The sequence below is a fragment of the Providencia rettgeri genome, from assembly GCF_023205015.1.
Lineage (GTDB): Bacteria > Pseudomonadota > Gammaproteobacteria > Enterobacterales > Enterobacteriaceae > Providencia > Providencia rettgeri_E.
The window spans coordinates 1,198,843-1,225,396 of sequence record NZ_CP096258.1; the positions used below are offsets into that span (position 1 = coordinate 1,198,843).

At 41.1% G+C, this 26,554-nt stretch carries 26 protein-coding genes; 3 read left to right on the forward strand and 23 right to left on the reverse strand.

Annotation, left to right across the window (positions count from 1 at the left end; all coding sequences use genetic code 11):
* Nucleotide 1 precedes the first annotated feature (1 nt).
* From emrB to nrdH, 11 genes are all read right to left on the reverse strand, one after another.
* The gene (gene emrB, locus M0M83_RS05205) at nucleotides 2-1,537 is read right to left on the reverse strand and encodes a multidrug efflux MFS transporter permease subunit EmrB (protein WP_125894240.1); all 1,536 of its coding nucleotides are present in this window, start codon (nucleotides 1,535-1,537) and stop codon (nucleotides 2-4) included.
* 14 nt (nucleotides 1,538-1,551) lie between these two features.
* A complete protein-coding gene (gene emrA, locus M0M83_RS05210; protein ID WP_248467783.1) occupies nucleotides 1,552-2,733 on the reverse strand; it encodes a multidrug efflux MFS transporter periplasmic adaptor subunit EmrA in 1,182 nt (393 codons plus the stop codon).
* A 216-nt stretch (nucleotides 2,734-2,949) separates the two neighbouring features.
* A complete protein-coding gene (gene mprA, locus M0M83_RS05215; RefSeq protein WP_125894236.1) occupies nucleotides 2,950-3,465 on the reverse strand; it encodes a transcriptional repressor MprA in 516 nt (171 codons plus the stop codon).
* Between the two features lie 654 nt (nucleotides 3,466-4,119).
* Entirely contained in the window at nucleotides 4,120-5,319 is a 1,200-nt protein-coding gene (locus M0M83_RS05220) for an MFS transporter (protein WP_213914219.1), read from the reverse strand.
* A 130-nt stretch (nucleotides 5,320-5,449) separates the two neighbouring features.
* Nucleotides 5,450-6,445 carry a glycine betaine/L-proline ABC transporter substrate-binding protein ProX gene (gene proX, locus M0M83_RS05225; protein WP_102138282.1) on the reverse strand — a complete coding sequence of 332 codons (996 nt, stop codon included), beginning with the start codon at nucleotides 6,443-6,445 and terminating at the stop codon, nucleotides 5,450-5,452.
* A 102-nt stretch (nucleotides 6,446-6,547) separates the two neighbouring features.
* Nucleotides 6,548-7,723: a glycine betaine/L-proline ABC transporter permease ProW gene (gene proW / locus M0M83_RS05230; RefSeq protein WP_125894232.1), complete on the reverse strand. Its 1,176-nt coding sequence runs from the start codon at nucleotides 7,721-7,723 to the stop codon at nucleotides 6,548-6,550.
* Nucleotides 7,716-8,915 (reverse strand): glycine betaine/L-proline ABC transporter ATP-binding protein ProV, encoded by a 1,200-nt coding sequence (proV, locus tag M0M83_RS05235; RefSeq protein ID WP_125894230.1) that lies wholly within the window; start codon nucleotides 8,913-8,915, stop codon nucleotides 7,716-7,718. Before proV ends, proW begins: the two co-directional genes overlap by 8 nt.
* A 741-nt stretch (nucleotides 8,916-9,656) precedes the next feature.
* Nucleotides 9,657-10,628: a class 1b ribonucleoside-diphosphate reductase subunit beta gene (nrdF, locus tag M0M83_RS05240; RefSeq protein WP_248467785.1), complete on the reverse strand. Its 972-nt coding sequence runs from the start codon at nucleotides 10,626-10,628 to the stop codon at nucleotides 9,657-9,659.
* Nucleotides 10,629-10,641: 13 nt separating this feature from the next.
* A complete protein-coding gene (gene nrdE / locus M0M83_RS05245; protein ID WP_248467787.1) occupies nucleotides 10,642-12,774 on the reverse strand; it encodes a class 1b ribonucleoside-diphosphate reductase subunit alpha in 2,133 nt (710 codons plus the stop codon).
* 11 nt (nucleotides 12,775-12,785) lie between these two features.
* Nucleotides 12,786-13,199, reverse strand: a complete 414-nt coding sequence (gene nrdI, locus M0M83_RS05250) for a class Ib ribonucleoside-diphosphate reductase assembly flavoprotein NrdI (protein WP_125894224.1) — start codon at nucleotides 13,197-13,199, stop codon at nucleotides 12,786-12,788.
* Nucleotides 13,200-13,207: 8 nt separating this feature from the next.
* The gene (gene nrdH / locus M0M83_RS05255; RefSeq protein WP_125894222.1) at nucleotides 13,208-13,435 is read right to left on the reverse strand and encodes a glutaredoxin-like protein NrdH; all 228 of its coding nucleotides are present in this window, start codon (nucleotides 13,433-13,435) and stop codon (nucleotides 13,208-13,210) included.
* Between the two features lie 288 nt (nucleotides 13,436-13,723).
* Between nrdH and M0M83_RS05260 the strand changes: the two genes are divergently transcribed.
* Nucleotides 13,724-14,182, forward strand: a complete 459-nt coding sequence (locus tag M0M83_RS05260) for a methylated-DNA--[protein]-cysteine S-methyltransferase (RefSeq protein ID WP_125894220.1) — start codon at nucleotides 13,724-13,726, stop codon at nucleotides 14,180-14,182.
* A 216-nt stretch (nucleotides 14,183-14,398) separates the two neighbouring features.
* Entirely contained in the window at nucleotides 14,399-14,608 is a 210-nt protein-coding gene (gene cspE, locus M0M83_RS05265; RefSeq protein WP_004257099.1) for a transcription antiterminator/RNA stability regulator CspE, read from the forward strand.
* A gap of 133 nt (nucleotides 14,609-14,741) precedes the next feature.
* Here the strand turns inward: cspE and lipA are convergent, their stop codons facing one another.
* From lipA to rsfS, 9 genes are all read right to left on the reverse strand, one after another.
* Nucleotides 14,742-15,707: a lipoyl synthase gene (lipA, locus tag M0M83_RS05270; RefSeq protein WP_213914222.1), complete on the reverse strand. Its 966-nt coding sequence runs from the start codon at nucleotides 15,705-15,707 to the stop codon at nucleotides 14,742-14,744.
* Between the two features lie 122 nt (nucleotides 15,708-15,829).
* A complete protein-coding gene (gene lipB / locus M0M83_RS05275; protein WP_125894217.1) occupies nucleotides 15,830-16,459 on the reverse strand; it encodes a lipoyl(octanoyl) transferase LipB in 630 nt (209 codons plus the stop codon).
* Between the two features lie 229 nt (nucleotides 16,460-16,688).
* Nucleotides 16,689-16,952 carry a DUF493 family protein YbeD gene (ybeD, locus tag M0M83_RS05280; RefSeq protein WP_125894215.1) on the reverse strand — a complete coding sequence of 88 codons (264 nt, stop codon included), beginning with the start codon at nucleotides 16,950-16,952 and terminating at the stop codon, nucleotides 16,689-16,691.
* Between the two features lie 154 nt (nucleotides 16,953-17,106).
* Nucleotides 17,107-18,318 carry a D-alanyl-D-alanine carboxypeptidase DacA gene (gene dacA / locus M0M83_RS05285; protein WP_125894213.1) on the reverse strand — a complete coding sequence of 404 codons (1,212 nt, stop codon included), beginning with the start codon at nucleotides 18,316-18,318 and terminating at the stop codon, nucleotides 17,107-17,109.
* A gap of 171 nt (nucleotides 18,319-18,489) precedes the next feature.
* The gene (gene rlpA / locus M0M83_RS05290) at nucleotides 18,490-19,464 is read right to left on the reverse strand and encodes an endolytic peptidoglycan transglycosylase RlpA (protein ID WP_248467789.1); all 975 of its coding nucleotides are present in this window, start codon (nucleotides 19,462-19,464) and stop codon (nucleotides 18,490-18,492) included.
* A gap of 13 nt (nucleotides 19,465-19,477) precedes the next feature.
* Nucleotides 19,478-20,590, reverse strand: coding sequence for a peptidoglycan glycosyltransferase MrdB (gene mrdB / locus M0M83_RS05295; RefSeq protein ID WP_213914225.1), 1,113 nt, complete (start codon nucleotides 20,588-20,590; stop codon nucleotides 19,478-19,480).
* 37 nt (nucleotides 20,591-20,627) lie between these two features.
* Nucleotides 20,628-22,517, reverse strand: coding sequence for a peptidoglycan DD-transpeptidase MrdA (gene mrdA, locus M0M83_RS05300; RefSeq protein WP_248467791.1), 1,890 nt, complete (start codon nucleotides 22,515-22,517; stop codon nucleotides 20,628-20,630).
* A 32-nt stretch (nucleotides 22,518-22,549) separates the two neighbouring features.
* Nucleotides 22,550-23,020 (reverse strand): 23S rRNA (pseudouridine(1915)-N(3))-methyltransferase RlmH, encoded by a 471-nt coding sequence (gene rlmH / locus M0M83_RS05305; protein WP_004908925.1) that lies wholly within the window; start codon nucleotides 23,018-23,020, stop codon nucleotides 22,550-22,552.
* 2 nt (nucleotides 23,021-23,022) lie between these two features.
* Nucleotides 23,023-23,349, reverse strand: a complete 327-nt coding sequence (gene rsfS, locus M0M83_RS05310; protein ID WP_080641496.1) for a ribosome silencing factor — start codon at nucleotides 23,347-23,349, stop codon at nucleotides 23,023-23,025.
* 263 nt (nucleotides 23,350-23,612) lie between these two features.
* Here rsfS and M0M83_RS21690 point away from each other — a divergent pair, with 263 nt between their 5' ends.
* Nucleotides 23,613-24,335 carry a YbgA family protein gene (locus tag M0M83_RS21690; RefSeq protein WP_248467793.1) on the forward strand — a complete coding sequence of 241 codons (723 nt, stop codon included), beginning with the start codon at nucleotides 23,613-23,615 and terminating at the stop codon, nucleotides 24,333-24,335.
* Here the strand turns inward: M0M83_RS21690 and nadD are convergent.
* Genes nadD through lptE form a run of 3 tightly spaced genes read right to left on the reverse strand, consistent with a single transcriptional unit; the run spans nucleotide 24,326 to nucleotide 26,554 of the window.
* Nucleotides 24,326-24,991, reverse strand: a complete 666-nt coding sequence (gene nadD / locus M0M83_RS05320) for a nicotinate-nucleotide adenylyltransferase (RefSeq protein ID WP_125894203.1) — start codon at nucleotides 24,989-24,991, stop codon at nucleotides 24,326-24,328. The two genes, M0M83_RS21690 and nadD, sit on opposite strands and share 10 nt — an antisense overlap.
* Nucleotides 24,984-26,015, reverse strand: a complete 1,032-nt coding sequence (gene holA, locus M0M83_RS05325; protein WP_213914227.1) for a DNA polymerase III subunit delta — start codon at nucleotides 26,013-26,015, stop codon at nucleotides 24,984-24,986. Before holA ends, nadD begins: the two co-directional genes overlap by 8 nt.
* A complete protein-coding gene (lptE, locus tag M0M83_RS05330; protein WP_036957952.1) occupies nucleotides 26,015-26,554 on the reverse strand; it encodes an LPS assembly lipoprotein LptE in 540 nt (179 codons plus the stop codon). Before lptE ends, holA begins: the two co-directional genes overlap by 1 nt.

Here is a 26,554-nt window from a genome sequence, read left to right on the forward strand (position 1 = left end):
ATTAATGAGCACCACCGTCTTTTGAACCCGCCCCAAATGGGGGCTTAGCGAACCAAACAATTACCATCAATAGGATAAAGATCCCAGCGGAGAGCCAAAATATCTCATTGGCTGACATGATCAGCCCTTGGTCAGTAATGGTTTTAGCTAGGTAGGCTGCACTTTGCTGCTCATTCATACCCATTTTTGCCAGTTCACTGTACATCTGTTGGGCATTTGGGTTGTATGGGTTAACAAACTCAGCAAGGTTTTCGTGGTGCATTGACTCTCTTTGGGTCCACATGGTTGTGGTAATCGATGTCCCGATCGCACCAGCTAAGGTACGTGTAAAGTTGGACAAACTTGATGCAGAGGCCATTTTTTCTGGTGGTAAGCCAGATAACGTAATGGTTGTTAAAGGCATAAAGAAGCAAGCGATGGCTAAGCCCTGCACAAATTGTGGCCAAGCGGCTTCAGCAAAACTCATTCCAGGTTCGAAAGTATAAGCACGCCAATAGTAACAAACGGCATAGATAATAAAGCTGAATGTAACTAAATAACGCATATCAATTCGGTTACCAAAGCGGCCTATAATTGGCGTAATCAGTAGCGGTAATAACCCTACAGGAGCAGAGGCTAACCCAGCCCAGGTTGCGGTATAACCATAAACCTCTTGCAGCAATTGTGGCAGTAAGACAATCGTCCCAAAATAGAGCATGTAAGCCAGACTTAGGGACAAACAGCCAATCGTAAAGTTGCGTTCTTTAAACAGGGACAAGTCGATGACAGGATGGTCGTCTGTGAGCTCCCAAACAATTAAAAAGGCAATTGCGACAACGGCAATAACGGTTAGGACGATAATTTCAGTCGAATTAAACCAATCCAACTCTTTGCCTTGGTCAAGCATGATTTGTAACGCACCAATACCGACAACCAAGAGTACTAAACCAATAGTATCAATACGCTGAATAGATATTTTAGTTTCACGGCCTTTTAAGGTATGCATGATGGCAAAAATAATCGCAATACTAAATGGTACATTGATAAAAAATATCCAGCCCCAATGGTAGTTATCACTAATATAGCCACCAAGAATAGGTCCACAAATCGGGGCAATCACGATAGTCATTGACCAAAGCGCGAGTGCCATATTGCGTTTAGCGGGAGGGTAATTATTAAGCAGCAGACTCTGGGACAAAGGAATGAGCGGCCCTGCAACTAAACCTTGTAAAACACGGAATAAGATCAACATCTCTAAGCTGCCGGAAATACCGCACAACCATGAAGTTAAAGCGAATAAGCCTGTAGACCATAAAAATAGCCTGACTTCACCAATCCTACGCGCTAACCAACCAGTAACAGGGATGGAGATGGCATTGGCAACACCAAAAGAGGTTATTACCCATGTCCCTTGTGAGTTGGATGCTCCTAAGTTTCCAGCAATGGTCGGAATAGCTACGTTAGCAATTGTGGAATCAAGAACTTGCATAAATGTTGCCAACGAAAGGGCAATCGTCATCCAGGCGAGTTTTGATCCCGTTAAAGGTGCTGTCGTCACGATTGCACCTCCACCTATTGATTTCCTAGGTTATTATTAATTATCTCAGTAACTATTTTGTCGGCAGGAGACATATCCACCGCTAGTGCAGCAGTATGGTAAGCGGGAGTGTCGCGCATCCCTTTAGAAAGTACTTTGCCGTTTTTATCTAACGTATCAACCGTCACTTCGGTGGATAAACCGATACGTAGTGGATGCTCTTCAAGCTGAGTTTCATCTAAGGCAATACGTACAGGAAGGCGCTGGACGACCTTGATCCAGTTACCACTGGCATTTTGTGCAGGTAATAAAGAGAATGCGCTACCTGTCCCCATATCAAGTCCCACAACAGTGCCGTTGAATACGATATCTTTACCGTAAAAATCAGTCGTGACCTTCGCTGACTGGCCGATTCGCATATCTGCAAGTTGTGTTTCTTTAAAGTTCGCATCAATCCACATTCCCTTGGAAGGGACGATGGCCATTAACGGTGTTGAAGGGGTGATTTGTGAGCCCACTTGTACACTGCGACGAGAAACATAGCCATCAACAGGGCTAACAATCTTAGTTCGTTGTAAGGTCAGCCAAGCATTTCTAACTTGGGTCGCTGCTTGTTCTACAGCCGGTTGTTTTTCAATTGAGCTATTTAAAACGATGGCTTGATTCGCATTATACTGTTCTATTGCCATGTCTAACGCAGCTTTTGCACTGACAACGGCTTCTCTAGCGTGTTGCAGTTCTTCTTTACCAATAACATGGCTGCTGCCTAACACTTCTCGACGTTTTAAATCATTCTGTAAGCGGTTTAATTCAGAACGTTTTACCTGAATATTGGCTTGGAGTTGGCGGCTATTAACCATGTGCTGGCGGGTCTGACGCACGCTATTTGCTAATTCTGTTTTTGCTTTATCGAGGGTTAACTCGGCATCTCGTGGGTCGAGTTCAACCAAAACGGTACCACTGGTTACAAAATCGGTATTATCCACATTGACCGTCATGACGCTCCCGGAAACTTGGGATTGTATTTGCACCTGATTCCCCGCGACATAAGCGTTGTCTGTTGACTCATAGTGGCGAAGAACGAGATACCAGTAGACCCCCCAGCCAACGCCTATAATAAGAAACAATAGCGTCAAAAAGATAAGCGCATTTTTGCGTTGTCTTTTTTTATTTGGTTGGTGAGTTTGCGTTTGTTGCATTTCCTCAGGGGAACTCATACTCGTATTTCTCCATTTTTATGGATAAGGATCACGGTTGTTTCCAGTAGTTAGGTGTTAACCACTGGAAACTGAGACTACAAATGATTTTGCTGTTTGATGGGATATCGTAAAGCATAAGGGTGAAAGGATAATGATATATTATTGGGTGAAAAGTTTTTTTTCACCGTTGAGCTTAAGAATGGCTCAAATACATTAACCTTACAAAAATAATGGTTAATCTTTTATAGTATCCAGTTTTGTCAGTAATTTACGCATCAGCGTATTAAGTTGTTGTTTTTCATCAATATCTAAAACAGACCAAATATCAATTAATGCGCTGTGTTGAGGTGGTAATAGACCATTTAAAAATTCAGCCCCTTTTTCTGTGAGGTGTAGATGAAGGCAACGTCTATCATTGTGACTCTCTTTGCGTTCAATCCAACCATTTTTTTCCAGTTCATCTGCAATGCGTGTCGCATTGGTTCGAGAGGAACCAAGGGCAGCACTGAGTTCAGATGGCTGAATACTGCGGGAGTCTTTTGTATCAAGGATCATGAGCGCCATAAATAGTGTTTCATTAATACCTTGGGACCTTAACATATTATTTCGCGCTTCAAGTAATTTCCCATGAACATGCATACATAGGCGTGTTAAAAGAATTTCTTGATACGGAATAGGGTTTTCATGTGAATCTTGCTGTTCTACACGAGTATTGAGTAACTCTTCAGTAGGTGTAAATGAACTTTCCATTATTGGGATACCTTATTAGTTTCAGTTGGTAAGATTACAACTGTCATCAACCATCTAAATGGTATATTAAAAGATAGAATTAGCAATTGTACTTAATTAATATCGCCGATTTTATTTTGATAATGATACATGATTCATAAATTTTATGAATGTAATTTACCTATTCTAGTATAGCGTACTAACTATTTTATACTGATAGCGTCACTTTTGGTTGCAAAATAACCAATTTAACACTCAATTAAAGGCTAATTTCAATCATATGAAACAATATATAATCACATGACATTAACTCAATACCATTTTTTTTGTTACCCAATAATTACAACTTAGATAGATACACTTAGCTAATAGGTATAACTACCTATTTTTGTGTAATTAAAACATTATTTGACGTAACAGTAATTTGAGATCTTAACAGTTATACTACCTTTTTATAGAGTCATTGTATTTGTTTAACTGTGTCATTCACTAATATTTACTTTGTTTACTATTACAGTTGATAACTATTAGTTCTATGATAAATGGTTTACTTGTTCAACATATTGGTAGATAAGATTGAGGCTCATCACTTTAATGTATTATGATTTTTTATATATTAAGGAGAGCTCAAAAAATCGTTATCTAAAAAGAGATTGATATCAGTATGAGTAGCAACTAGTCATCAGTTATGGTGATGATGGGATCAAAACGAATACCAATAGCCCAAATGATTAAACTTAGGGTCGTCAAAATAGCCCCTGCAACAGCTACGCCTTCCCAACCTGCATGTTCATAGGCATAACCTGAAAGCAGGGAACCGAGTGCTCCGCCTATGAAATAACTCGTCATATAGCCGGCCGTTAGGCGATTGCGCGCTTCGGGTAATATACGATATAACGTACTCTGGCTCGTGACATGGACGGCTTGCACCGCAAGGTCTAGCACCAAAACTCCGATGATAAAGGCGACGAGAGAATATTTAGCTAAACCGATGGGTATCCAGGACAATAGTAATAAAACTAGTCCGATTGTTGTGATGATTTTTCCTTTTCCTTTATCGACAAGATGCCCTGCTTGGGAAGCCATGAGTGCACCTGCGGCACCGACTAGGCCAAATAAGCCAATAGTCCCTTCAGAATAGTTGAATGGTGGGCTGGCTAACAAAAAAGCCATTGCTGTCCATAACAAACCAAAATTGGCAAATGATAATGCACCGAGCGAAGCGCGTACCGCAAGTACTGGGGTTCCAAAAAATAGTCGGCCAATAGAGCAAATCAGCTGAAAATAGTTTAGGTTGGTTTTTTGATGGTAACGAGGGAGTTTAATTGCTAGAACAATCATTAACAGCATCAATAATGCAAAAGCCACCCAATAGATAGCACGCCAACCACCGACCATAGCAACAGCGCCTGAAACGGTTCTTGCAAGTAGAATTCCCAGTAATAACCCACTCATGATCATTCCTACCGCTTTACCGCGTTTATGTGGCTTAGCAATAGATGCAGCGAGTGGGATCAGGACCTGTGCGACAACAGAAAACAGCCCTGTCAGGGCGGTACCTAAAAGGATTTGCCAAACATTATTTGAAAGCGCTGTAATTAATAACCCTAATGCCGAAAGAAAGGTCATGGTTAAAATTAAACGCTTACGTTCAAACAAGTCGCCCAAAGGGACTAAAAAAAGTAAACCTGCCGCATAGCCCAGCTGGGCCGCAGTGACAATAAACCCAGCCATATTCGTGGTTAAATTAAACTGCCCCGCAATAGTGTCTAAAAGCGGTTGAGCATAGTAATTACTGGCAACGACGAGACCTGTGGCAATGGCCATTAAAATAGTGAGGCCTGTTGTTAGCTCTGCAGTTTGGGTCTGTTTCATGAGGATTACCTATTATTAGCTAGGCGACTACTATAAACAAAATTTATTACCTTGGTTTATTTCTTTTTGTCATTGATACAAAAAAGCCACCGGCTAGGGTGGCTAAGGTTATTAATTGGGTTGTTTGTTCTTATTTAGCGGCTGCTTGGGCTTCCTTTACCCAACCATCAAAAGTGGATTGGTGAGCTTTGATCCAAGCATTTGTGTGGCGCTGAATGTCTGATTGTGATGCTTCACCGTTATGCATTCTTAAATTCTGCGCATTAATATCGGCAATAGGCAGCTTCATTACTTCAAATAATTTTGCTGCAGCAGGGTTATCCGCAGCCCATTTTTTATTGGCGACGATATGCATGGTATTCGGTGGGAAACCATAGTTTTTTCCGTTAGGTAATGCGGTATCTGTTTTTTCACCATTTGGCATCGAAGAGAATGGTACTTCTAACCAGACCACGTCACGACCCGGCTTGAGGACATCACTTATCCAGTAAGGCGTCCAAGTATAATATAAAATAGGCTTACCTTCTTTATATCGGGTAATGGTATCCGCCATCATCGCGGCGTAGTTACCTTGGTTATGGTCGACCGTTTTTTCTAGGTCATAAGCTTTTAAGTGGTTATTAATCGCAGCTTCACAGCCCCAACCTGGGTTACATCCCGTTAAATCCGCTTTACCATTACCATTTGAATCGAAGAGTTTAGCAATTTTAGGGTCTTTGAGTTGCTCAACATTGGTAATGTTGTATTTCTCAGCCGTTTTTTTGTCAATAAGGTAGCCTTGGGCCGCATTGACAACGTAGTTGCCTTGGCGGTAGAACACATTATCACCGCCAGCGGCGTCATATTGCGCATTATGTAAAGGAACCCAGCTGGTGGCTAAGTAAGTTGCATCACCGTTCGCAATAGAGGCGTAAGCCACGTTATAGTCGACCTCTTTGATAGGTTGAACATCATAGCCGAGCTCTTCAAGGGCTTTCGCCACAATCAGTGTTTGGAACGTTTCCTCACTGATCGTACTTTGAACAGGGTTAATTTTTATCCCTTTGCCCGGTAGGTCGTCAGCACTTGCTAATGGGACGGTAAATATGGCTGTTAGTGCAGATGCAAGAATGATTTTATGTTTCATTATATTGTTCCCTCTGTTTTTTCGCAGCGAGCTTGGCTTTAAAGTTAAGAGCCAAGTTAGGTGCCACGTGAATGGCACTCAGGTGAATGGAGGATGTTTTGATTAATGGTTTTTTTTACAAAATGGGCGCATAACTAACCCAATAGGGCCTTTTTGATACCAACGACATGATGTTTTGCCGCGCGTATCTTGCCCCAAAGATTGGGTAAAACGGTCTAAAATGATAGCTAGGATAACAATACCGACCCCTCCGACAGATGCGAGACCCATATCAAGGCGACCAATACCCCGTAAGACCATTTGGCCTAAGCCTCCGACGGCGATCATTGATGCGATAACAACCATCGACAGCGCTAACATTAAGGTTTGGTTTACCCCGGCCATAATGGTTGGCATTGCCAGTGGCAATTGCACTTTAAATAGCATTTGGCGGGGACTTGCACCGAATGACTCAGCGGCTTCAATTAAGTCAGCTGGGACTTGTTTGATCCCTAAAATGGTTAAACGAATGATTGGCGGTAGAGCAAATATTATGGTGACGACGACACCAGGCACATTACCGATACCAAATAACATAACAATCGGGACTAAATAGACAAATGCGGGTGTGGTTTGCATCGCATCAAGTAATGGGCGAATAACTTTAGCGGCTCTATCACTACGCGCTAGCCAAATACCTAACGGTAGTCCTATCACAATACAAAATAGTAAAGACGTGAGGACCAGAGAGAGTGTCACCATGGCTTCCGACCAAGCCCCAATTGCTCCGATGACTATCATCGAAATAAATGTGGCCACACCCATTGCACGTCCTGCTAATTGCCAAGCGAGTAACGCGAAAATGATAATGGCAACGGGGGACGGAAGTGAGGTAAGAAATTGTTCAAACCCACTCAAAATGAAATCAATAGGGGCTCGTATCCCTTGGAATACCGGACGAAAGTTGAGGACAACCCAGTCAATTGCATGCGCAACCCATGAATCAAGGGGGATCAGTGTGTGCTGGAAGGGATCCATAATATTAAACTGGTCAGGTATGATGCTATCTGTTGGGGCGGCATCAAGCCAATCACTCGAACTGGTATCAGCAGGTGTTGTTGTGTCCGATGCATTGCCCCAAGGATCATCCGCAGAGGTATTTGTCTCGCTAGAGCTTGTTGCTGCCCATGGGTCATCAGCTGGTGTATTTTCAGTACCTTGTGTTGGTGTATCAGTGACTTCAGTATCAGCCCATGGATCTTGTTGATTCGTCGTTGTTTCTTGATTTTGCTTACTCATTTGGTGTCTCCTTATCCAGCGCTTGTAACAGCATTCCTTTTGAAATCACGCCCAAATACCGGTTTTTTTCGTTAATAACCGGAACGGCGCAAGGGGCCTGTGCTACTGTAGAAATAACTTCATTTAAGGATGTATCACCTTGAATGGGTTCGATATCAGTTAAAATTGCGGCTTCAATACCTGCTTTTTCATGAAGCGCTTTCTCTAAGGATTCAACAGAAACCACACCAGCAAAAGTATGTCCTCGGGAGATTAAATAACCGTGATAGCGATCTTCATCGTTGAGGACTTTTAGCGCGGAACGGGGACCAAAACCCGGTGCGATGTGCAATAGAGCATTTGGCCGTCTGCGTGCGATGTCCTTAGCACTGAAAACTTGGCTGATATCTACACCACGGAAAAAGGTCTTAACGTAGTCATTCGCGGGGTTATTGAGTATCTCATCAGGTGTGCCGACCTGAACGACAACGCCCCCTTGCATAATGGCAATGCGGTCACCAATTCTCATGGCTTCATCAAGATCATGGGAAATAAAGACAATCGTGCGTTGTTTGTCCCCTTGCAAGGAGAGCAGTTCATCTTGCATTTCAGTACGGATTAATGGGTCGAGAGCTGAGAATGCTTCATCCATTAACAGAATATCAGGATCATTGGCGAGTGCTCTGGCTAACCCGATACGTTGGCGCATCCCGCCAGATAGCTCATCTGGATATGAATTTGCCCATTTTTCAAGGTTAACTTGCTCAAGCGCATTCATGGCTTTCTTATGGCGCTCTTCTTTTGGGATACCAGAAAGTTCCATGCCAAAAGCAGTGTTATCGATAACGTTCATATGTGGCATCAATGCAAAGGATTGAAACACCATACTAATTTTTGTTCGCCTAACTTCGCGCAGTGCTTTGTCAGAGATATTGGAAATATCGTCTCCATCTATCATGACTTGCCCGCTAGTCGGTTCTATCAGGCGATTGAGGAGGCGCACCAAGGTCGATTTCCCTGAGCCAGAAAGTCCCATGACAACAAAGATTTCGCCTTCTTCAATCGTCAGATTAACATCTTGAACACCTACGGTAAGGCCTGTTTTTTCAAAGATATCATCTTTATTCATACCTGATTCTAATAGCTTAAATGCTTGATCAGGGTTATCCCCAAATATTTTATATAAATTTTTAACTTGTAATTTTATTGCCATATATTATTTACCCAATTTTCAATCAACAAGGAAGATAAATTACCTATATTGAATGTGATGAATTCTATAGTGATAGCTAACACTATGTTTCCTAACTATGCTTTCTAACTATGATTATCCTTTGAAAATTATTAGGGCAGAGATTCCTATATTTAGTTTAATGGGCTAGTTAATTATGGATTAAATTCAAATTCCTCCGTTTGAGTTATTAGTAAAATTTGCAAGCAATAAACCCTAGCATAATAAAATCAGCTGACAACCCTAGGTTAAGTATAATTAATCAAAAAATTAGAGAGGAATAATGATTTTATTCGTGTAAATAAAATCGATATCTAAGCTATATACTAATGACCTCTATAATATTCATGTTAATGTTAACTTGCTGGTGAGATTGAATTTATTTAAAAATAATTTACATTTAATTTATCAATGTGGGGATTACATGTTCTGTTCTATTTTTAGGTGAAACAGATGCTAGGTTGATAGGTGAAAAAAAAGAAATTAACAGTGAATGTATTAATTAAATTTATCTAAAATGAAGTGAAACTTGATTGAATTGAGAAATAAGGCCAGATTAACTCATTAAAAATGAACAATTGAACAGATATACATATAAAAAACGAACGAAATTGTTCGTTTGTTGAACTAAAAAATACCATGATAAATAATTTCGTTATAATTCATCATGGTATGATTTTTATTGTGAGTTGTTTTTATTGATAAACCAAATTAACGATTTGATTAAAAATCCCAGTCATCATCTTCGGTACTCACTGCTTTACCAATAATATAAGATGAACCTGAGCCTGAAAAGAAATCATGATTTTCATTTGCATCAGGAGATAATGCCGATAATATCGCGGCACTCACATCGGTCACAGTATCTGGAAATAAGGCTTCATAACCTAAGTTCATTAATGCTTTATTTGCATTGTAATGAAGGAATTTTTTGACATCTTCCGACCACCCTACATAGTCATAAAGTTCTTGGGTATATCTCACTTCATTTTCATATAAATCGAATAATAATGAGAATGTGAAATCCTTAATTTCTTTTTGGGCATTCTCATCATATTGTGTTAATGATTTTTGGAATTTATAACCAATATAATAGCCATGTATAGCTTCATCTCGAATAATTAAACGTATAAGATCGGCGGTATTAGTTAACTTCCCTCTACTTGACCAATACATTGGTAAATAGAAGCCTGAATAGAATAGGAATGACTCTAAAAAGACGCTAGCGACCTTTTTCTTTAAAGGGTGTGAATCACAATAGTAAGATAGGATGATCTTCGCTTTATTTTGCAATGCAATGTTTTCTTCACTCCAGCGGTATGCATCATCGACATCAATCGTTGAACAAAGTGTTGAAAATATTGAGCTATAAGAGCGTGCATGTACGGCTTCCATAAAACTAATATTTGATAAAACCGCTTCTTCATGAGGTGTTTGAGCATCTGGCATTAAACAAGGCGCACCAACCGTATTTTGAATGGTATCTAGTAGAGTGAGGCCAGTAAATACACGTATAGTCAGCTGTTTTTCTGCAGCAGTTAGGGTATTCCAAGAAGGAATATCATTAGATAATGGCACTTTTTCTGGAAGCCAGAAATTACTGGTTAATCGGTTCCATACTTCTAAGTCTTTATCATCCTGAATGCGGTTCCAATTAATGGCTTTTACTGGTGTGTTAGATGTGCTGGTGGTCATAAATATTTTCCTATTACAAAGTGCAAGATACGCAGCCTTCGACCTCTGTTCCTTCGAGGGCGGTTTGGCGTAATCGGATGTAATACAATGTCTTAATTCCTTTTCGCCAAGCATATATTTGCGCTCGGTTAATATCTCGTGTTGTGGCATCATCTTTAAAAAAGAGTGTCAGAGATAAACCTTGGTCAACGTGCTGAGTTGCCATGGCGTAAGTATCAATAATTTTTTCAGGACCGATTTGGTAAGCATCTTGGTAATATTCTAAGTTCTCATTCGTCATAAAAGGAGCAGGATAATAAACACGACCAATTTTACCTTCTTTACGAATTTCAATTCGTGAAACAATGGGGTGGATGCTTGATGTTGAATTATTGATGTATGAGATAGACCCTGTAGGCGGGATCGCTTGCAAGTTCTGGTTATAAATCCCATAGGTAATGACAGACTGTTTTAAGGCTTGCCAATCTTCACGAGTTGGAATTTCGATACCCGAACGCCGGAATAATTCCTGAACGGTTTGTGTTTTTGGTAGCCAAATATTGTTGATATATTTATCAAAATAATCACCAGAGGCATAAGTTGAATGTTCAAAACCAACAAATGCAGTTTTTCTTTCAATAGCTAATTGATTGGATGTTTTTAATGCGTAATAGGTGACGGCATAAAAATAGATATTGGTGAAATCGAGCGCTTCTTCTGAGCCGTAATAGATATGCTCCCTTGCCAAGTAGCCATGTAAATTCATTTGACCTAACCCAATCGCATGTGATTGCCGGTTACCTTCAGCAATGGAAGGGACAGAACGAATATCACTCATATCTGAAACCGCACTCAATGCTCTAACAGCAGCAGCTATTGATTGAGCGAAATTTGGTGAATCCATCGTTTTAGCGATATTCATGGAGCCTAAATTACAGCTAATATCTTTACCAATTTGTTGATAGCTTAAATCGTCTTCATAAACACTTGGGCGATTAACTTGCAGTATTTCTGAGCACAGATTGCTCATATTAATGCGCCCTGCGATAGGGTTAGCTCGGTTGGCCGTATCTTCAAATAAAATATACGGATATCCAGATTCAAACTGGATCTCAGCTAAAGTTTGGAAAAACTCACGCGCATTAATTTTGTATTTTTTTATCGCTTTGTTATTGACCATTTCATGGTATTTGTCTGTAACACTAATCTCAGACATAGGGACACCATAGATGCGCTCAATATCATAAGGGGAGAACAAATACATGTCCTGGTTATCTTTCGCTAGTTGGAAAGTGATATCAGGGATCACGACCCCTAAAGATAGTGTTTTAATCCGTATTTTTTCATCCGCATTTTCACGCTTAGTGTCAAGAAAACGCATAATATCAGGGTGATGAGCGTTCAAATAGACTGCACCAGCACCTTGCCTAGCACCGAGTTGGTTCGCATAAGAAAATGCGTCTTCCAACATTTTCATGACAGGAACAACCCCAGAAGATTGGTTTTCAATCAATTTTATTGGGGCGCCTTGCTCGCGTAAATTAGTCATCAGAAAGGCGACACCACCCCCGCGTTTGGATAACTGCAAAGCGGAATTTACTGAGCGGCCAATGGATTCCATGTTGTCTTCGATTCTTAAAAGAAAACAAGAAATTAGCTCACCGCGTTGTTTTTTTCCGCAGTTCAGGAAAGTGGGCGTTGCAGGTTGAAAACGACCCGTAATAATTTCATCGACATATAACTTAGCAAGGGACTCATCTCCTTGAGCAAGTGTTAAGGCAACCATACAGACGCGATCTTCATAGCGTTCGAGATAGCGTTTGCCATCAAAAGTTTTCAGTGTATAGCTAGTGTAATATTTAAAGGCACCTAGGAATGTTTGAAAACGGAATTTGTGAGCGTATGCCTGTTTAAATAATGCTTTGATAAATTCAAAGTCATATTGTTCTAATACACTTTCTTCGTAATAATTTTCTTGTACTAAAAAGTCTAACTTTTCTTTTAAATCATGGAAAAATACGGTGTTTTGGTTCACATGCTGTCGAAAATAGTGGTGAGCCGCTTCTTTGTCCTTATCAAATTGAATACGGCCTTCGTTATCATATAAATTTAACATTGCATTGAGTGCATGATAATCGACATCTGATGTATTTTGCATTTTATCCATTTGAAATAACTCTAGTTGTTTGTACGTTGCCAAAACGTTTTTAGGCCTCGTTGAACGGATTGAACATCTTTATCAGTACCAAGAAGTTCAAAACGATATAGGTAGGGGACATGGCATTTTTGCGCGATGATATCTCCAGCGATCGCATAGGCATCACCAAAATTGGTATTACCCGCGGCAATAACACCACGGATAAGTGCGCGATTGACGTCAATATTAAGAAATTGGATCACTTCTTTTGGAACGGCACCTTTTGTTCCGCCACCACCGTAGGTCGGTAGTAATAAAACATACGGCTTTGTTGCAATTAGGCTACTTTCATGATTGCCAATAGGTAGCCGTGTTGCAGGGACATCTAGCTTTTCAATAAAGCGATGACAATTTTCTGAGCGACTTGAAAAATAGATGAGTGATTCCGTTTCCATGACGTCACCTAAGCGGCTAATAGGCTAATCATGTCTGGCCGAAAACCCGCCCAATGTTTGTCACCCGCAATAACGACAGGGACTTGCTGATAGCCTAATTTTTTTACAAGTTCAAGGGCTTGACTATCTTCAGTAAGGTCAATTATTTGGTAGGGAATCGCTTTGCGATCTAAGGCTTGATAAGTAGCATTACACTGAACGCAGTTAGGTTTACTATAAATGGTAATCTCAGCCATGTTATTTACCTTTTGAATGTTTATTAGCATTAAAAATAAGATATGCGATACACAAATACTATATATGGATTTTAAATTTATCAACCATACAATATGTAGTGAATATGAAATGTTGAATGATAATTATTCTAATTGTTGGCTAGGTGGTTATTAACATTGAAAATAAAAAAATAGTGTATTAGATGATTCAAAGAGACACTCTAAGAAAAAAGATCATTGCAAAGTGGAAATAATTTACTCTATAACTGTATATACAATCAGGTAATTGAGTCCTTTTGAGGAGATACTATGTACCATCAATATTTAGCAACCCCGGATAAATTTCCTAAACCGTGGATCCATATTACGGCTGATGATGACGGAGTAACTAGCCTCTATTTTGTTGATGAAAAAACAGAAAAAGAAACGAAGAATGATCATTCCAAGCTTTGCGTGAAAGAATTAAAGGAATATTTTAATCACAAAAGAACCGCGTTTACGGTTGCATTAAACCCACAGGGAACAGAATTTCAGAAAAAAGTCTGGAAACACCTTTGTGGGATCCCTTATGGGGAGCGATGGAGTTATAAAGATTTGGCCTTAAAGCTAGGATCCGTTAATTATTGCCGTGCAGTCGGTATGGCAAACTCCCGTAATCCAATCTCATTAATTGTTCCTTGTCATCGAGTTCTTGGACACGATGGGAAATTAGTGGGATATACAGGGGGCTTAGATATTAAAGATTGGTTACTGTTGCATGAGAAGTAAAATCTAAATAATTAACTATAAGTAATACTATTAGTTGTGATAATTACTATTGTTAAGAATTATTATCGAAATTAGAGCCTATTCTGTCGATAAATAATATTTTTTTACCTTTTTAGTCCATTTTCGTGATCTAGGTTGTAGACAAGTAACTGAGAAATCTGATGTACTGAGCTCGATACAGATGGTGTGTCTATTTTATTTTAAAGGTAATATTTGATGTCTAAAGTTAAAGGTAACGTTAAGTGGTTCAACGAATCTAAAGGTTTTGGTTTTATCACTCCAGAAGATGGTAGCAAAGATGTATTTGTTCACTTTTCTGCGATTATGGGCGATGGTTTTAAAACCTTAGCTGAAGGCCAAAAAGTGGAATTTGAAATTACTGAAGGTGCTAAAGGCCCATCTGCTGCTAACGTTATTCCTCTGTAATTTTTATAATTACGATTAAAACGAACAGCTGAAAACTCGCCCTAGCTATCTAGGGCGAGTTTTTTTATCTATAAAAAATAAAAAAGGCCTGATATAAACCAGACCTTTTCATCTATAAATTAACCCGTTGAGACTATTTAACTTCTTCACCTTTAGCTTGTAAATCAGCGTGGTAAGAAGAGCGAACGAATGGGCCACAAGCCGCGTGAGTGAAGCCCATAGCCATGGCTTCTTCTTTCATTTCATCGAACTCAGCAGGGCTGACATAGCGTTTGACGGGTAAGTGATGGCGACTTGGTTGTAAGTATTGGCCTAGTGTAAGCATCGTTACACCATGGCGACGTAAATCGCGCATAACTTCAATGATCTCTTCATTGGTTTCACCAAGACCGACCATTAACCCAGATTTAGTTGGGATGTCGGGGTGCGCTTCTTTAAATTTTTCGAGTAATTTTAAAGACCATTCATAGTTAGCACCTGGACGAACTTGGCGGTAAACACGCGGCACGTTTTCAAGGTTATGGTTAAACACATCTGGCGGTGTTGCGGTTAAAATCTCTAACGCGCGATCCATACGGCCGCGAAAATCAGGAACCAGTGTTTCAATTTTAATTGATGGGCTTTTTTCACGAATAGCACGAATGCAATCAGCAAAATGTTGTGCTCCGCCATCACGTAGGTCATCACGGTCAACTGATGTGATGACAACATAGCGTAATGCCATATCTTTAATTGTTTGCGCTAATTTTTCAGGTTCGTTTGCATCCGGTGCATTGGGTCGACCATGGGCCACATCACAGAATGGGCAACGGCGGGTACAAATAGCGCCCAAAATCATAAAGGTCGCAGTACCGTGGTTAAAACACTCAGAAAGGTTAGGGCATGAAGCCTCTTCACACACAGAGTGTAAGCCATTTTTACGCATGGCGGCTTTAATACCTTGAATACGAGTGGAATCAGCCGGCAGCCTAATTTTCATCCAGTCAGGTTTACGTAGAATCTCTTCTCGTTCAGTCACAACGTTTTTGACAGGGATCAGCGCCATTTTGTCGGCGTCACGATATTTAATTCCGCGTTCTATCTGAATTGGTTTACTCATAATATGACGGTTCCAGTTATCTTTTATGCTGATGGATAAGTGATAATTCTAAATAAAACTAAATGGAGGCTGTTATCCATTCATTAAAATAATTTTTAAAATTGTTAAAAATTATAGCATTATTATTGAACAATATGAAATCCCAGTGTGTCACAGAATTGGCGAATTAGCACAGGCTGAACATCAGAAACTGACACTTTGGGAGCAAGGTCACTCACCTGAGTCATTTTTAATTCGCTGTAACCACAAGGGTTAATGCGGTTAAAGGGTTCAAGATCCATATCAATATTTAATGCGAGACCATGAAAAGAACAACCTTGCCGTATGCGTAATCCGAGGGAGCAAATTTTATCGCCATTAACATAGACACCAGGAGCATCAGGGCGAGGATACGCTGCAATATTAAAATGGGCAAGGGTATTTACGACGGTATTTTCTAGTGCGCTGACGAGTTCTCTGACACCAATTTTATTGCGTTTTAAGTCAAGCATCACGTACATCACTTGCTGTCCTGGGCCATGGTAGGTGACTTGGCCACCTCTATCACTTTGAATGACTGGAATATCCCCAGGCGCCAGAACGTGTTCTGCTTTTCCGGCTTGGCCTTGAGTAAATACGCGAGGATGTTCAACCAGCCATATTTCATCATGAGTTTCAGGCGTACGGTGTTCAGTGAAATGGTGCATCGCATCAGAAACAGTTTGATAAGGAGCAAGGCCGAGTTGGCGTATGGTTATACATCTATCTGACAAAATTTAGGTGTCCACGTTGTCTTTATCGTTGCGGGCAGTATAACGCCTATGTTTGCCATACTTCAAGCTAACATCGTATCTGGTACTTGCATAAAATGTGATTCAAATTGGAATCAAATGTTATTTAGATGTAAATGTAATCCACGCTAAAGTAGAGGAACAAAACGAAAAAAGGCCGAATAGCAACAGACTATTCGGCCTTTGATGTGGGTCTTTAATACAGTTTTGATTAAAGCACTACTTTCACTAACTCTAATGCACCTAACTCAGTATACAAGGTTTCAACTTGTTCAATATGAGTTGCATTAATAGTAATAGAAACTGAGTGATAATTGCCTTTGCTACTTGGTTTTACGTCTGGGCTATAGTCACCTGGCGCATGGCGCTGTACCACTTCAACCACTTGATCAACCAGTTCAGGCTGTGCCAAGCCCATTACTTTGTAGGTTAATGGACATGGGAACTCAAGCAGTTCACCTAATTTCGTTTTCATGGGCACTCCTAATTTTTAAATTGGGCTGCTGGCTGAAAAAGATTGGCTGGTATTATTAAACCAGCCAATGAGAAGTATTCATCCAACAAACATTTCGATACTTACTATATTTCAATATTTACTATATGAGGGCGACTTGTTTTAGTTTCAAGTCTTAACCAAACCAGCGATGAAAGAGTAACTTGATGTAGTCAATTAATCGGCTGAAGAAACCACCTTCTTCAACATCTTTTAACACCGCTAGAGGGTGTTGTTCGATGATTTTGCCATCAAGCTGAAAGCTAATTGTTCCGACTTGTTGGCCTTTGGTTAACGGGGCTTCGAGCTCAGCTGTCGATAATTCATAGCTAGCTTTTAAATCTTTTAAGCGGCCACGTGGGATTGTGAGGTATAAATCTTCTGTGACACCTAATTTTACTTCATTTTCATCACCAAACCAGACTGGCACACTGGCAAAGTCAACATTGGCTTGTAATGGCTTAACGGTTTCATAAAAACGGAAGCCATAAGTGAGTAATTTTTTGCTCTCTGCATCACGGCCTTTGCTGCTTTTACCCCCCATAACAACGGAGATCAGGCGCATGTCGCCTTCGGTTGCTGATGCGACAAGGTTGTAGCCCGCGGCATTAGTATGGCCTGTTTTGATGCCATCAACAGCTAAGCTCTTATCCCACAGCAGCCCATTGCGATTTGTTTGGCGGATATTGTTAAAGGTAAATTCTTTCTCTTTATAGATAGCGTATTCTTCAGGTACATCACGCACTAGCGCTTGGCCAATAAGGGCCATATCACGGGCTGAGCTGTACTGACCATCCGCATCTAAACCATGAACCGTTTCAAAATGGGTGTTTTTTAGCCCTAATTTGTTCACGTAGCCATTCATTAATTGTACAAAGTTGGTTTGGTCACCTGCAATATAGTCGGCCATTGCAACACAAGCATCGTTACCTGATTGCAAATTAATACCCCGAGTTAACTGGGATACGCTAACGCGATCGCCAGGCTTTAAGAACATCAATGATGAGCCTTTAAATATTGGGTTACCCGTCGCCCACGCATCATTTCCAACCGTGACAATATCATTTTCACCAATTTTGCCTGACTTAATTGCCTGACCGATAACATAGCTGGTCATCATTTTAGTCAAACTCGCAGGGTCGCGACGTTGGTCTGCATTACTTTCAGCAAGAACTTTGCCTGAATTATAATCAATTAATATATAAGCTTCTGCATCAATCGCAGGTGCAGCAGGAATTGATGGGGTCGGGAAAGTTTCATTAGCATTTGCAATATTAGCAGTCATAAGAAGGAGTGCGGAGCCCAGCACTGTATGACGCACGATGCGTGATGGAGCGACATTATTCATGGTTTTACCATTACATCCGAAATTCGGTTAACACAAGGAGGCGCAGTTTAGCAAAAGAAAGGGGTAAGAAAAAAGTGACTTTTGCGCTGCACCAATGATTTTTTGTCAGTTCAATATTGCCTGAATTTAGGTTGCTCCAAATAGACGTGAGCGACCTAAGTTAGCATCGTTTTATGGCGCAACGACCATTGACGATTGATTTTTTTCAGACTGTAAACGGCCTTGAACCTCAACAGCTTGCTGTCTTGTACTAAATGGCCCTAATTGTACTCGGAAAATACCGTTGTAGGGTTGTAACCGTCCAGGGACATTAAATTGCGTTTTCAATTCATTCAGCATGTTTTGTGCATTAGTTTGGTTACTAATCGCACCAGCTTGAACGAGAAAACCACGTTCTGGCACAGGTTCTTCAGCGGTAGTTGCAGTTGGCGGTGGTGTAGGGGTTTGCAGGTTCATATCTGGCATAGTAGGCTGCATTGGCTCTTTTGGCTGCTGAACGGGCAATGTATTTTCTGGCGTTGGCAAGTTCTCCATTACAGGGGTACCCATTGGGCCAGAACCTAATTGTGGGCGCCCTGGTAATGCATAACTTTGTTTCACAAAATTAGAACCTACGGTCCCAGGACCTGACAAGGTACCATCTTGGGCAACTTGAATAGCATCAATTTTAATTTTTGTCGTCGGCATTAAATTCAGGCGGTCAGCGGTCGCTCTTGATACTGCAATACTTTTACCCGGGACATAAGGGCCGCGGTCATTAACACGCACGACCATCATGCGACCATTCATCATGTTAGTGATACGAACATAACTTGGGATAGGCAAAGTAGGATGAGCGGCAGTTAATTCCACAGGGTTAATACGTTCACCTATCGCTGTCATATTGCCGGCAGACTCCGCACCATAAATGGATGCATAGCCTACTTGGCTAAATTGTGATGGGTCACGCACAATTTGGTATTGTTGGCCATTACGTGAGTAATCATTATTTGCGGTTGGATGATACGGCTCATAATGAGGCTCTGCACCTAATACATCTTGAGTGGGTACATTGGTTGGCACTTGGGCTGGTTGTTTAACATTTTCTGTCACACAGCCACTAAGTAGCGCGGCTGTGACGCCAAGCATTATCCATTGTAAACGCATACTAAGCCTCATCTTATAAACTTTTAGAAAGGAATTTTCGGTGTGTATGTATCGACATGATAATACCGAATCCAGCCATTAAAACAATCAAAGCGGATCCCCCGTAGCTCACTAAAGGGAGGGGAACACCAACCACAGGTAATATACCACTGACCATACCGATATTCACAAATACATAGACAAAAAGGATTAATATCAAACCACCAACCATAACCCGGCCAAATGTATTTTGTGCGCTAGCAGCAATATAAAGTCCGCGAATAATCAGTAAAAGATATAGGCCAAGTAAAATAAGCACCCCGACTAAGCCAAGTTCCTCTGCTAACACGGCAAAAATAAAGTCGGTATGTCTTTCTGGCAAAAATTCAAGCTGTGATTGTGTGCCATGTAGCCAACCTTTCCCCACTAACCCACCAGAACCAATCGCAATTTTTGACTGGATAATATGGTAACCAGCCCCTAATGGGTCAGTTTCTGGGTCTAATAACATCATGACGCGGGCTCTTTGGTAGCCATGCATCAAAAAGAACCACAGCAATGGAATAAAGGCAGCGAGAGCAATGGCTGCGACAGCAATAAGCCGCCAGCTCATCCCAGCAAGGAACAAAACAAACAAGCCGGAAGCGGCAACTAAAATTGAGGTACCAAGATCTGGCTGTGCAGCCACTAATAGTGTCGGTACAAAAATCAAGACGAGTGCGATTAAGGTGTTTTTGAATGAAGGAGGGCATAGGTCTCGGTTCATGAAGCGAGCGACCATTAAAGGGACGGCAATTTTTGCAATTTCAGAGGGCTGAAACCGAATAAACCCCAAGTCTAACCAGCGCTGAGCCCCTTTACTTATTTGCCCGAACACATCAACAAAAACCAATAAAATAACGCAAAAGATAAACAGGTGAGGTGCCCAGTTTTCATACATTCTAGGGGGGATCTGCGCCATCACGATCATGACGATGAAGCCTGATGCTATCTGCCCCAATTTGCGTTCCATCATTTCAGGATCTTGACCGCTAGCACTCCACATAATAAATGCGCTGTATGCAAGCAACGCGATAATAATCAGAAGCATAGGCACATCTATATGCAGACGTGTGGATAACGAAATCTTTTTCTTATCGTCTGTCATATTCTTTATAGCCCATGGTTATTCATTAGATTGTGCATCAGCGATCTTCTCCTGGATTGGTTGCTGACACCGGGACATCAGTGCTGTTATCACCAAGAAGAACGTGGTCAAATATTTGCCGCACAATGTCGCCGACTGCAGGGCCCACGCCCCCGTTTTCTAAAATAATCGCAACAGCGATAGTGGGTTTATCATACGGAGCGTAAGCAATCATCAACTTATGGTCGCGTAAGTGTTCAGCAAGTTTACTGGCATTATAGGTTTCATAACTGAAGACTTGCGCGGTACCCGATTTGGCCGCAGCTTTATACGGCGTACCAATGAAACTGCGGCGGCCCGTACCATTTGGTGCGTTGGCAACACCGTACATGCCATGCTTAGCTAATTCCCAAAAACCTGAATTCACGTCGCCAATTTGCTTGGTTTCTTTATCTTCATAAGGCACCATGGCATTACCCAATTTTGTGCCGTAGAGCAAATGAGGCGTTTTAACTTGGCCATCATTAATTAATGTCATCAATGCTTTTGACATTTGAATTGGCGTTGCGGTCCAATAGCCTTGTCCAATCCCTACAGGAATAGTATCGCCTTGGTACCAAGGTTTTTTATAGCGTTTTTGTTTCCATTCACGGGTCGGCATGATCCCTGAGCGTTCTTCAGCAAGGTCAATTCCTGTATAATCGCCAAAGCCAAACCGGCTCATCCACTCAGAAATACGGTCAATCCCCATGTCATAGGCGACTTGGTAGAAGAAGGTATCCGCAGATTCAATAATCGATTTTGATACGTTGAGTTTGCCGTGTCCCCAGCGCTTCCAGTCACGATAACGTTTTTCTGAACCGGGTAATTGCCACCAACCAGGGTCAAAAATGGTGGTGTTGGGCGTGATCACCTTTTCACTTAACGCAGCGACAGAAATAAACGGTTTTACTGTCGATGCAGGGGGATAAAGCCCTTGAGTTGTTCGGTTAATCAATGGCCTATCAGGGTTATTCAATAATGCTTGATAATCTTTATTGGAGATACCGTTAACAAACAAGTTAGAGTCATAACTTGGATTCGACACCAGAGCCAAAATTTCCCCATTACGCGGGTCAGTGACGACGACGGCTGCACGGCTGGTGGTTAACAGCTTTTCGATATAAATTTGCAGTTCGAGATCAATGGTGAGGTAGATATCTCGACCTGCTTGCGGTGGTTGCTCATGAAGTTGGCGAATAACACGCCCGCGGCTATTCACTTCAACTTCTTCGTAGCCTGTTTTACCGTGTAAAATATCTTCATAATAGCGTTCGATACCTAATTTACCGATATCGTGACTAGCGGCATAGTTGGGTAATAAACCTTCTTTATCAAGACGTTCAATATCTTTATCATTGATTTTTGCCACATAGCCAATCACATGGGTTAATGCAGAGCCGTATGGGTAAGAACGACGTTGGTAGCTTTTGACCTCTAAACCAGGAAAACGATATTGATTAACAGCAAAACGCGCGACTTGGACTTCGTTAAGCTGTGTTTTTAGTGCAATAGAGGTAAACCGACGTGAGCGCTTACGCTCTTTTTCAAAGTTGGTGATGTCTTCGTCAGTTAAATCGACCACACTACGAAGATTATCTAAGGTTTCTTGTAGGTTACTGACTTTTTCCGGCACGATTTCTAGCTGATAAAACGTGCGATTAAGAGCGAGTTGGGTTCCTCGGCGATCATAGATAATCCCGCGGCTTGGTGCGATAGGCACTAATTTGATCCGGTTATCATTTGACCGCGTTTGGTAATCTTCGTGGCGGACAATTTGCAAATGATACAAATTGGTCACAAGAATAGACGTTAAAATGACAATCACACCGAAGGCGATAAGCGCTCGGCGGATAAACAAAACTGATTCAGCGGTATGGTCGCGAAAAGGGGTGCGTTGTGTTTTCATCCCATTGCCATTTTGAACATATTTAAACCTGACTATTCCCTGTGATAAGGGTGGTTAGTCGTAATACTCCATGCGCGATACAGACTTTCGGCAACAAGGACACGAACCAGTGGATGGGGAAGCGTAAGTGGTGAAAGTGACCAGCTTTGCTCCGCGGCCGCTTTGCAAGCGGGTGCAAGACCTTCGGGACCACCGATTAATAAACTGACATTACGGCCATCTTGTTTCCATTTATCGAGCTGTACGGCAAGTTTTGGAGTGTCCCAACGATCGCCTGGAATATCCAGAGTAACGATGCGATTTCCTTTGCCTACCGCAGCGAGCATTAATTCGCCTTCTTTTTCTAGAATGCGTTTTATATCTGCATTTTTTCCACGTTTCCCTGCTGGAATTTCCGTTAATTCAAAGGGCATATCTTTAGGAAAACGGTGGAGGTAATCCATAAAGCCGGTCTGGACCCAGTCCGGCATTTTTGTTCCAACGGCGATGAGCTGTAATTTCAAACTCAGCTCCAGAGCTTTTCTAATTCATACATACGACGACTTTCATCTTGCATTATATGAACAATGGCATCGCCAAGGTCGACGACAATCCAATCAGAAATACCTTGCCCTTCAACACCTAATGGCATTAAACCATTTTTGCGGCAAGCTTCGATTAATCTGTCAGCAACTGACATCAAATGGCGGCTTGATGTCCCTGTACAGATGATCATCTGATCAGTAATACTTGATTTCCCTTGAACATCGATAGTAATGATATCTTCTGCTTTAGCATCATCAAGCTGATCGATAATAAATTGTTGGAGTTCAGTTCCTTGCAAAAGGTTCACCTTTTATTCAAATAAACAGAATATCACGTTAAACACTGTTTGTAGTTTGTCGATAAAATAATCGCTGATAATGAATCAAAGACATTAACAGCCTTGCTATTTTACCCTAGATTTTAAGAAAAATCGGCTAAATTCTTTTTTATTCATTGTGGAGTGAAATTTATAGGGATATCCGTACATTTGAGCAAGAAGTTTGTGCTAACTTTACAAAATAGCGCTAAAAACTGTTCCCCAGATAAATATTTTAGGATGAGATACGTATTGTGCAAATAATTAAACCAAAAGTTTTTATATTTGAAGGGATTAATCACCTGCCTGCTAATATTTATCGGCAAGTGAATTCTACGGTTGAATTTGTAACGAGTTTTTCCCATGAGGACGTGCAGGACAAAGTTAATGGTATTATCTGCTCTCAGCCGCAATTCAGTGAATTACAAGGGCTATTCCCTGCAAGCATTCCGATATTAACCGATGATAAACTACAAAATGTTGCGTTCTGGGACTGCTTTTTGACGAAATTATATACGATACAAAGATTAAATGGCTTATATCGCGTGTTAACACATCACAATATTATCCAATTTCATAGTTGCCACAAATATCTCATTATGGCGTATTCCCCAGTTGGCTATCAGTATACCGGGCGCTTAGTGGCAAGTATTAAAAGCAATACCGATCTTGAGTGTTTTTTTAATCAATATAAAGCCTGTTTAATGGAAATATTGGCAACGGTACCTTCAAGAAACATTGAAGTTAATGCGCTAAGTCATATGCAAGGCTATTTTAAACACAAAGCTACGAAAGATGAGAAAAAACGCTTATTGTGGCTGATTAATGACTACTTAGCGGGGAATTTACCGTTAAACCGGCCGTTAGCGATGATGAAACAGTTGCTTGTTCAATACCCAGACAACTATTTAATAGAGCAAGTTATTTTTGAACCATACCCTAATTGTAATTCAATAAGAGAGATCCCTTATTGCTGATAAAGGTGTTGTTGATGAATATATTGCAGAACCGCATCTGGAATTAAATCCTGACACGAGTCACCGGAGCTTAATTTTTCACGGATTTCGGTTGCAGAGATATTTACCAATGGGGTATCCCCAATAAAAATATACCCATTCGCTATTTGGTTTAAGGTAATAGGGTCTGTTGTTTGATGCTCTAACAGCCAATTTTGCATTTTAGGGTCGGCAAACTGCGTGGCATATCCCGGTCGGGAACAAACTAATAAATGGCAGTTATCAAGAATGCGATCCCAACCGTGCCATTTATTAATCGACAATAAGGAATCTTGGCCAATAATAAACGCCAGGGGTTTTTCTGGCCCAATTTCTTGGCGTAATTCAATTAGCGTTTCTATTGTATAAGAAGGGCTATTTTTCGCTAATTCACGGGTGTCGATAGTAAACAACGGCAGGTTTTGAATCGCAAGTTTCACCATTTCTAAACGTTGTGATGGCGTCGCTTCGGGTTGTGGGCGATGGGGGGGGACGTGGTTAGGTAACAAGAGAACTTTTTCGAGACCAACCTGTTGGGCAAGGGCTTGCACTGGGCGTAAATGGCCAAAGTGAATAGGGTCGAATGTCCCTCCGAATAGCGCTAGCAAGTTATGTTGTTTTGGAAAAGAATTACTCATGAATAAAGTTCTCTGCAAATGCTTTACCACATAATAGCATAGACAGTGACTGTAGGTCAGGCCATGGGGAATGGCTAAAATCTTGTTTAATATTGATTTCTGCTTGCGTTAATAACATTAATGCAGATTGCAATTGATGCAGTGTTAAACGTTGTAAAGCTTCCGTGAGCACACCTCGGCGGTTTTGCCACACTTTGTGTTGATCAAATAATGTCTTTAGCGCGGTGGTTGCAGATTGGCGTTTTAATGTAATAAGCAACATGAGATCACGTTGGATTGAACGCAATAAAATAACAGGCTCGACATCTTCTTGTCGCAACTGCTCTAAAATATGCCATGAACGGCGGGATTTACCAGCCAATAGGGCATCAACCCAATGGTAGGGGGTAAAATGCGCAGAATCATTAACGGCACTTTCGACCCGAGGGTAGGTGAGTTTACCGTCTGGATAAAGAAGAGACAGCCGCTCAAGTGCTTGCGCCAAACCAAGTAAATTGCCCTCATAGCAGTAACAAAGTAGCTGGTTAGCTTCAGTTTCTAACGAAAGCCGCATACTGTAGGCGCGTTTAGAAACCCATTGTGGTAACCGCTGATATTCAGGAGTTAGGCAGCTGATATAAATAGCATCTTGGCTAATTGCTTTAAACCAAGCACTGTTTTCTTGTGCTTTAGTGAGCTTATGACCGCGTAACACAAGAAGGAGATCTGAATGCAGTAGTTGTGCTAGTTGGTTCAGCTTTTCTGCCATGGCGGCGTTAGGGCCATTTTCAGGTAATAATAGCGTCAGAGTTTGGCGGCTTGCGAATAGGCTGAGGGCTTGGCAGAGGCTAAAAATTTCATCCCAATCGGTATTTTGTTCAAGAGAAAACGAAAAATGCTCTTCAAAGCCTTGCTCTTGTGCGGCTTTTCGGATGGCATCTTGGCTTTCTTGAAGAAGAAGGGGCTCATTGCCCCAAATTAAATAGCGGCCTCTTAGAGACTCTTGTAACGAAGAGGCCAGCTGTTCAGGGTAAATACGCGTCATTATGGTTGAGTATTCGTATCAGCCGCTTGGTTTTTTGCTTTTTCAAGCTCTGCTGAATGAACAAGCAATAATTTACGCACGATATTACGTGCAGCTTGTTCTTGCATTTCTTGTCTAACAATTTCTTTTTCTGCATCTTTTGCAAGTGCTTCTAAAGGGTTGTCGAAGAAAGTGCGTTCAACACGGCTTTGTAATGGATAGATAGCACCATCAGGCATTAACACTTGCACATTCATTACCAGTGTTAATTGTTTCTCTGCTGCTTTACCATCTTGATAAACGGATACAGTTTCAGTGTTTTCATTAGAACTCAGAACTTTCAAAATGGGAACACCGGCTCTTCCAGTTTCGAGAATGGTCACATTATTGAGCCGCAGTTGCTCCCTAAGCGCTCTTGTGAGGTAGCTATATGGGTCACTTGAACTTAGCTGCAAAGTTCTCAGTTCCTCAGGAATTTGAGTTGTTCCTTGAAGACGAAAACCGCAACCTGCGGTGACTAGCACCGCCAGGCTCAAAAATAAAGTTATCAGATAACGCAC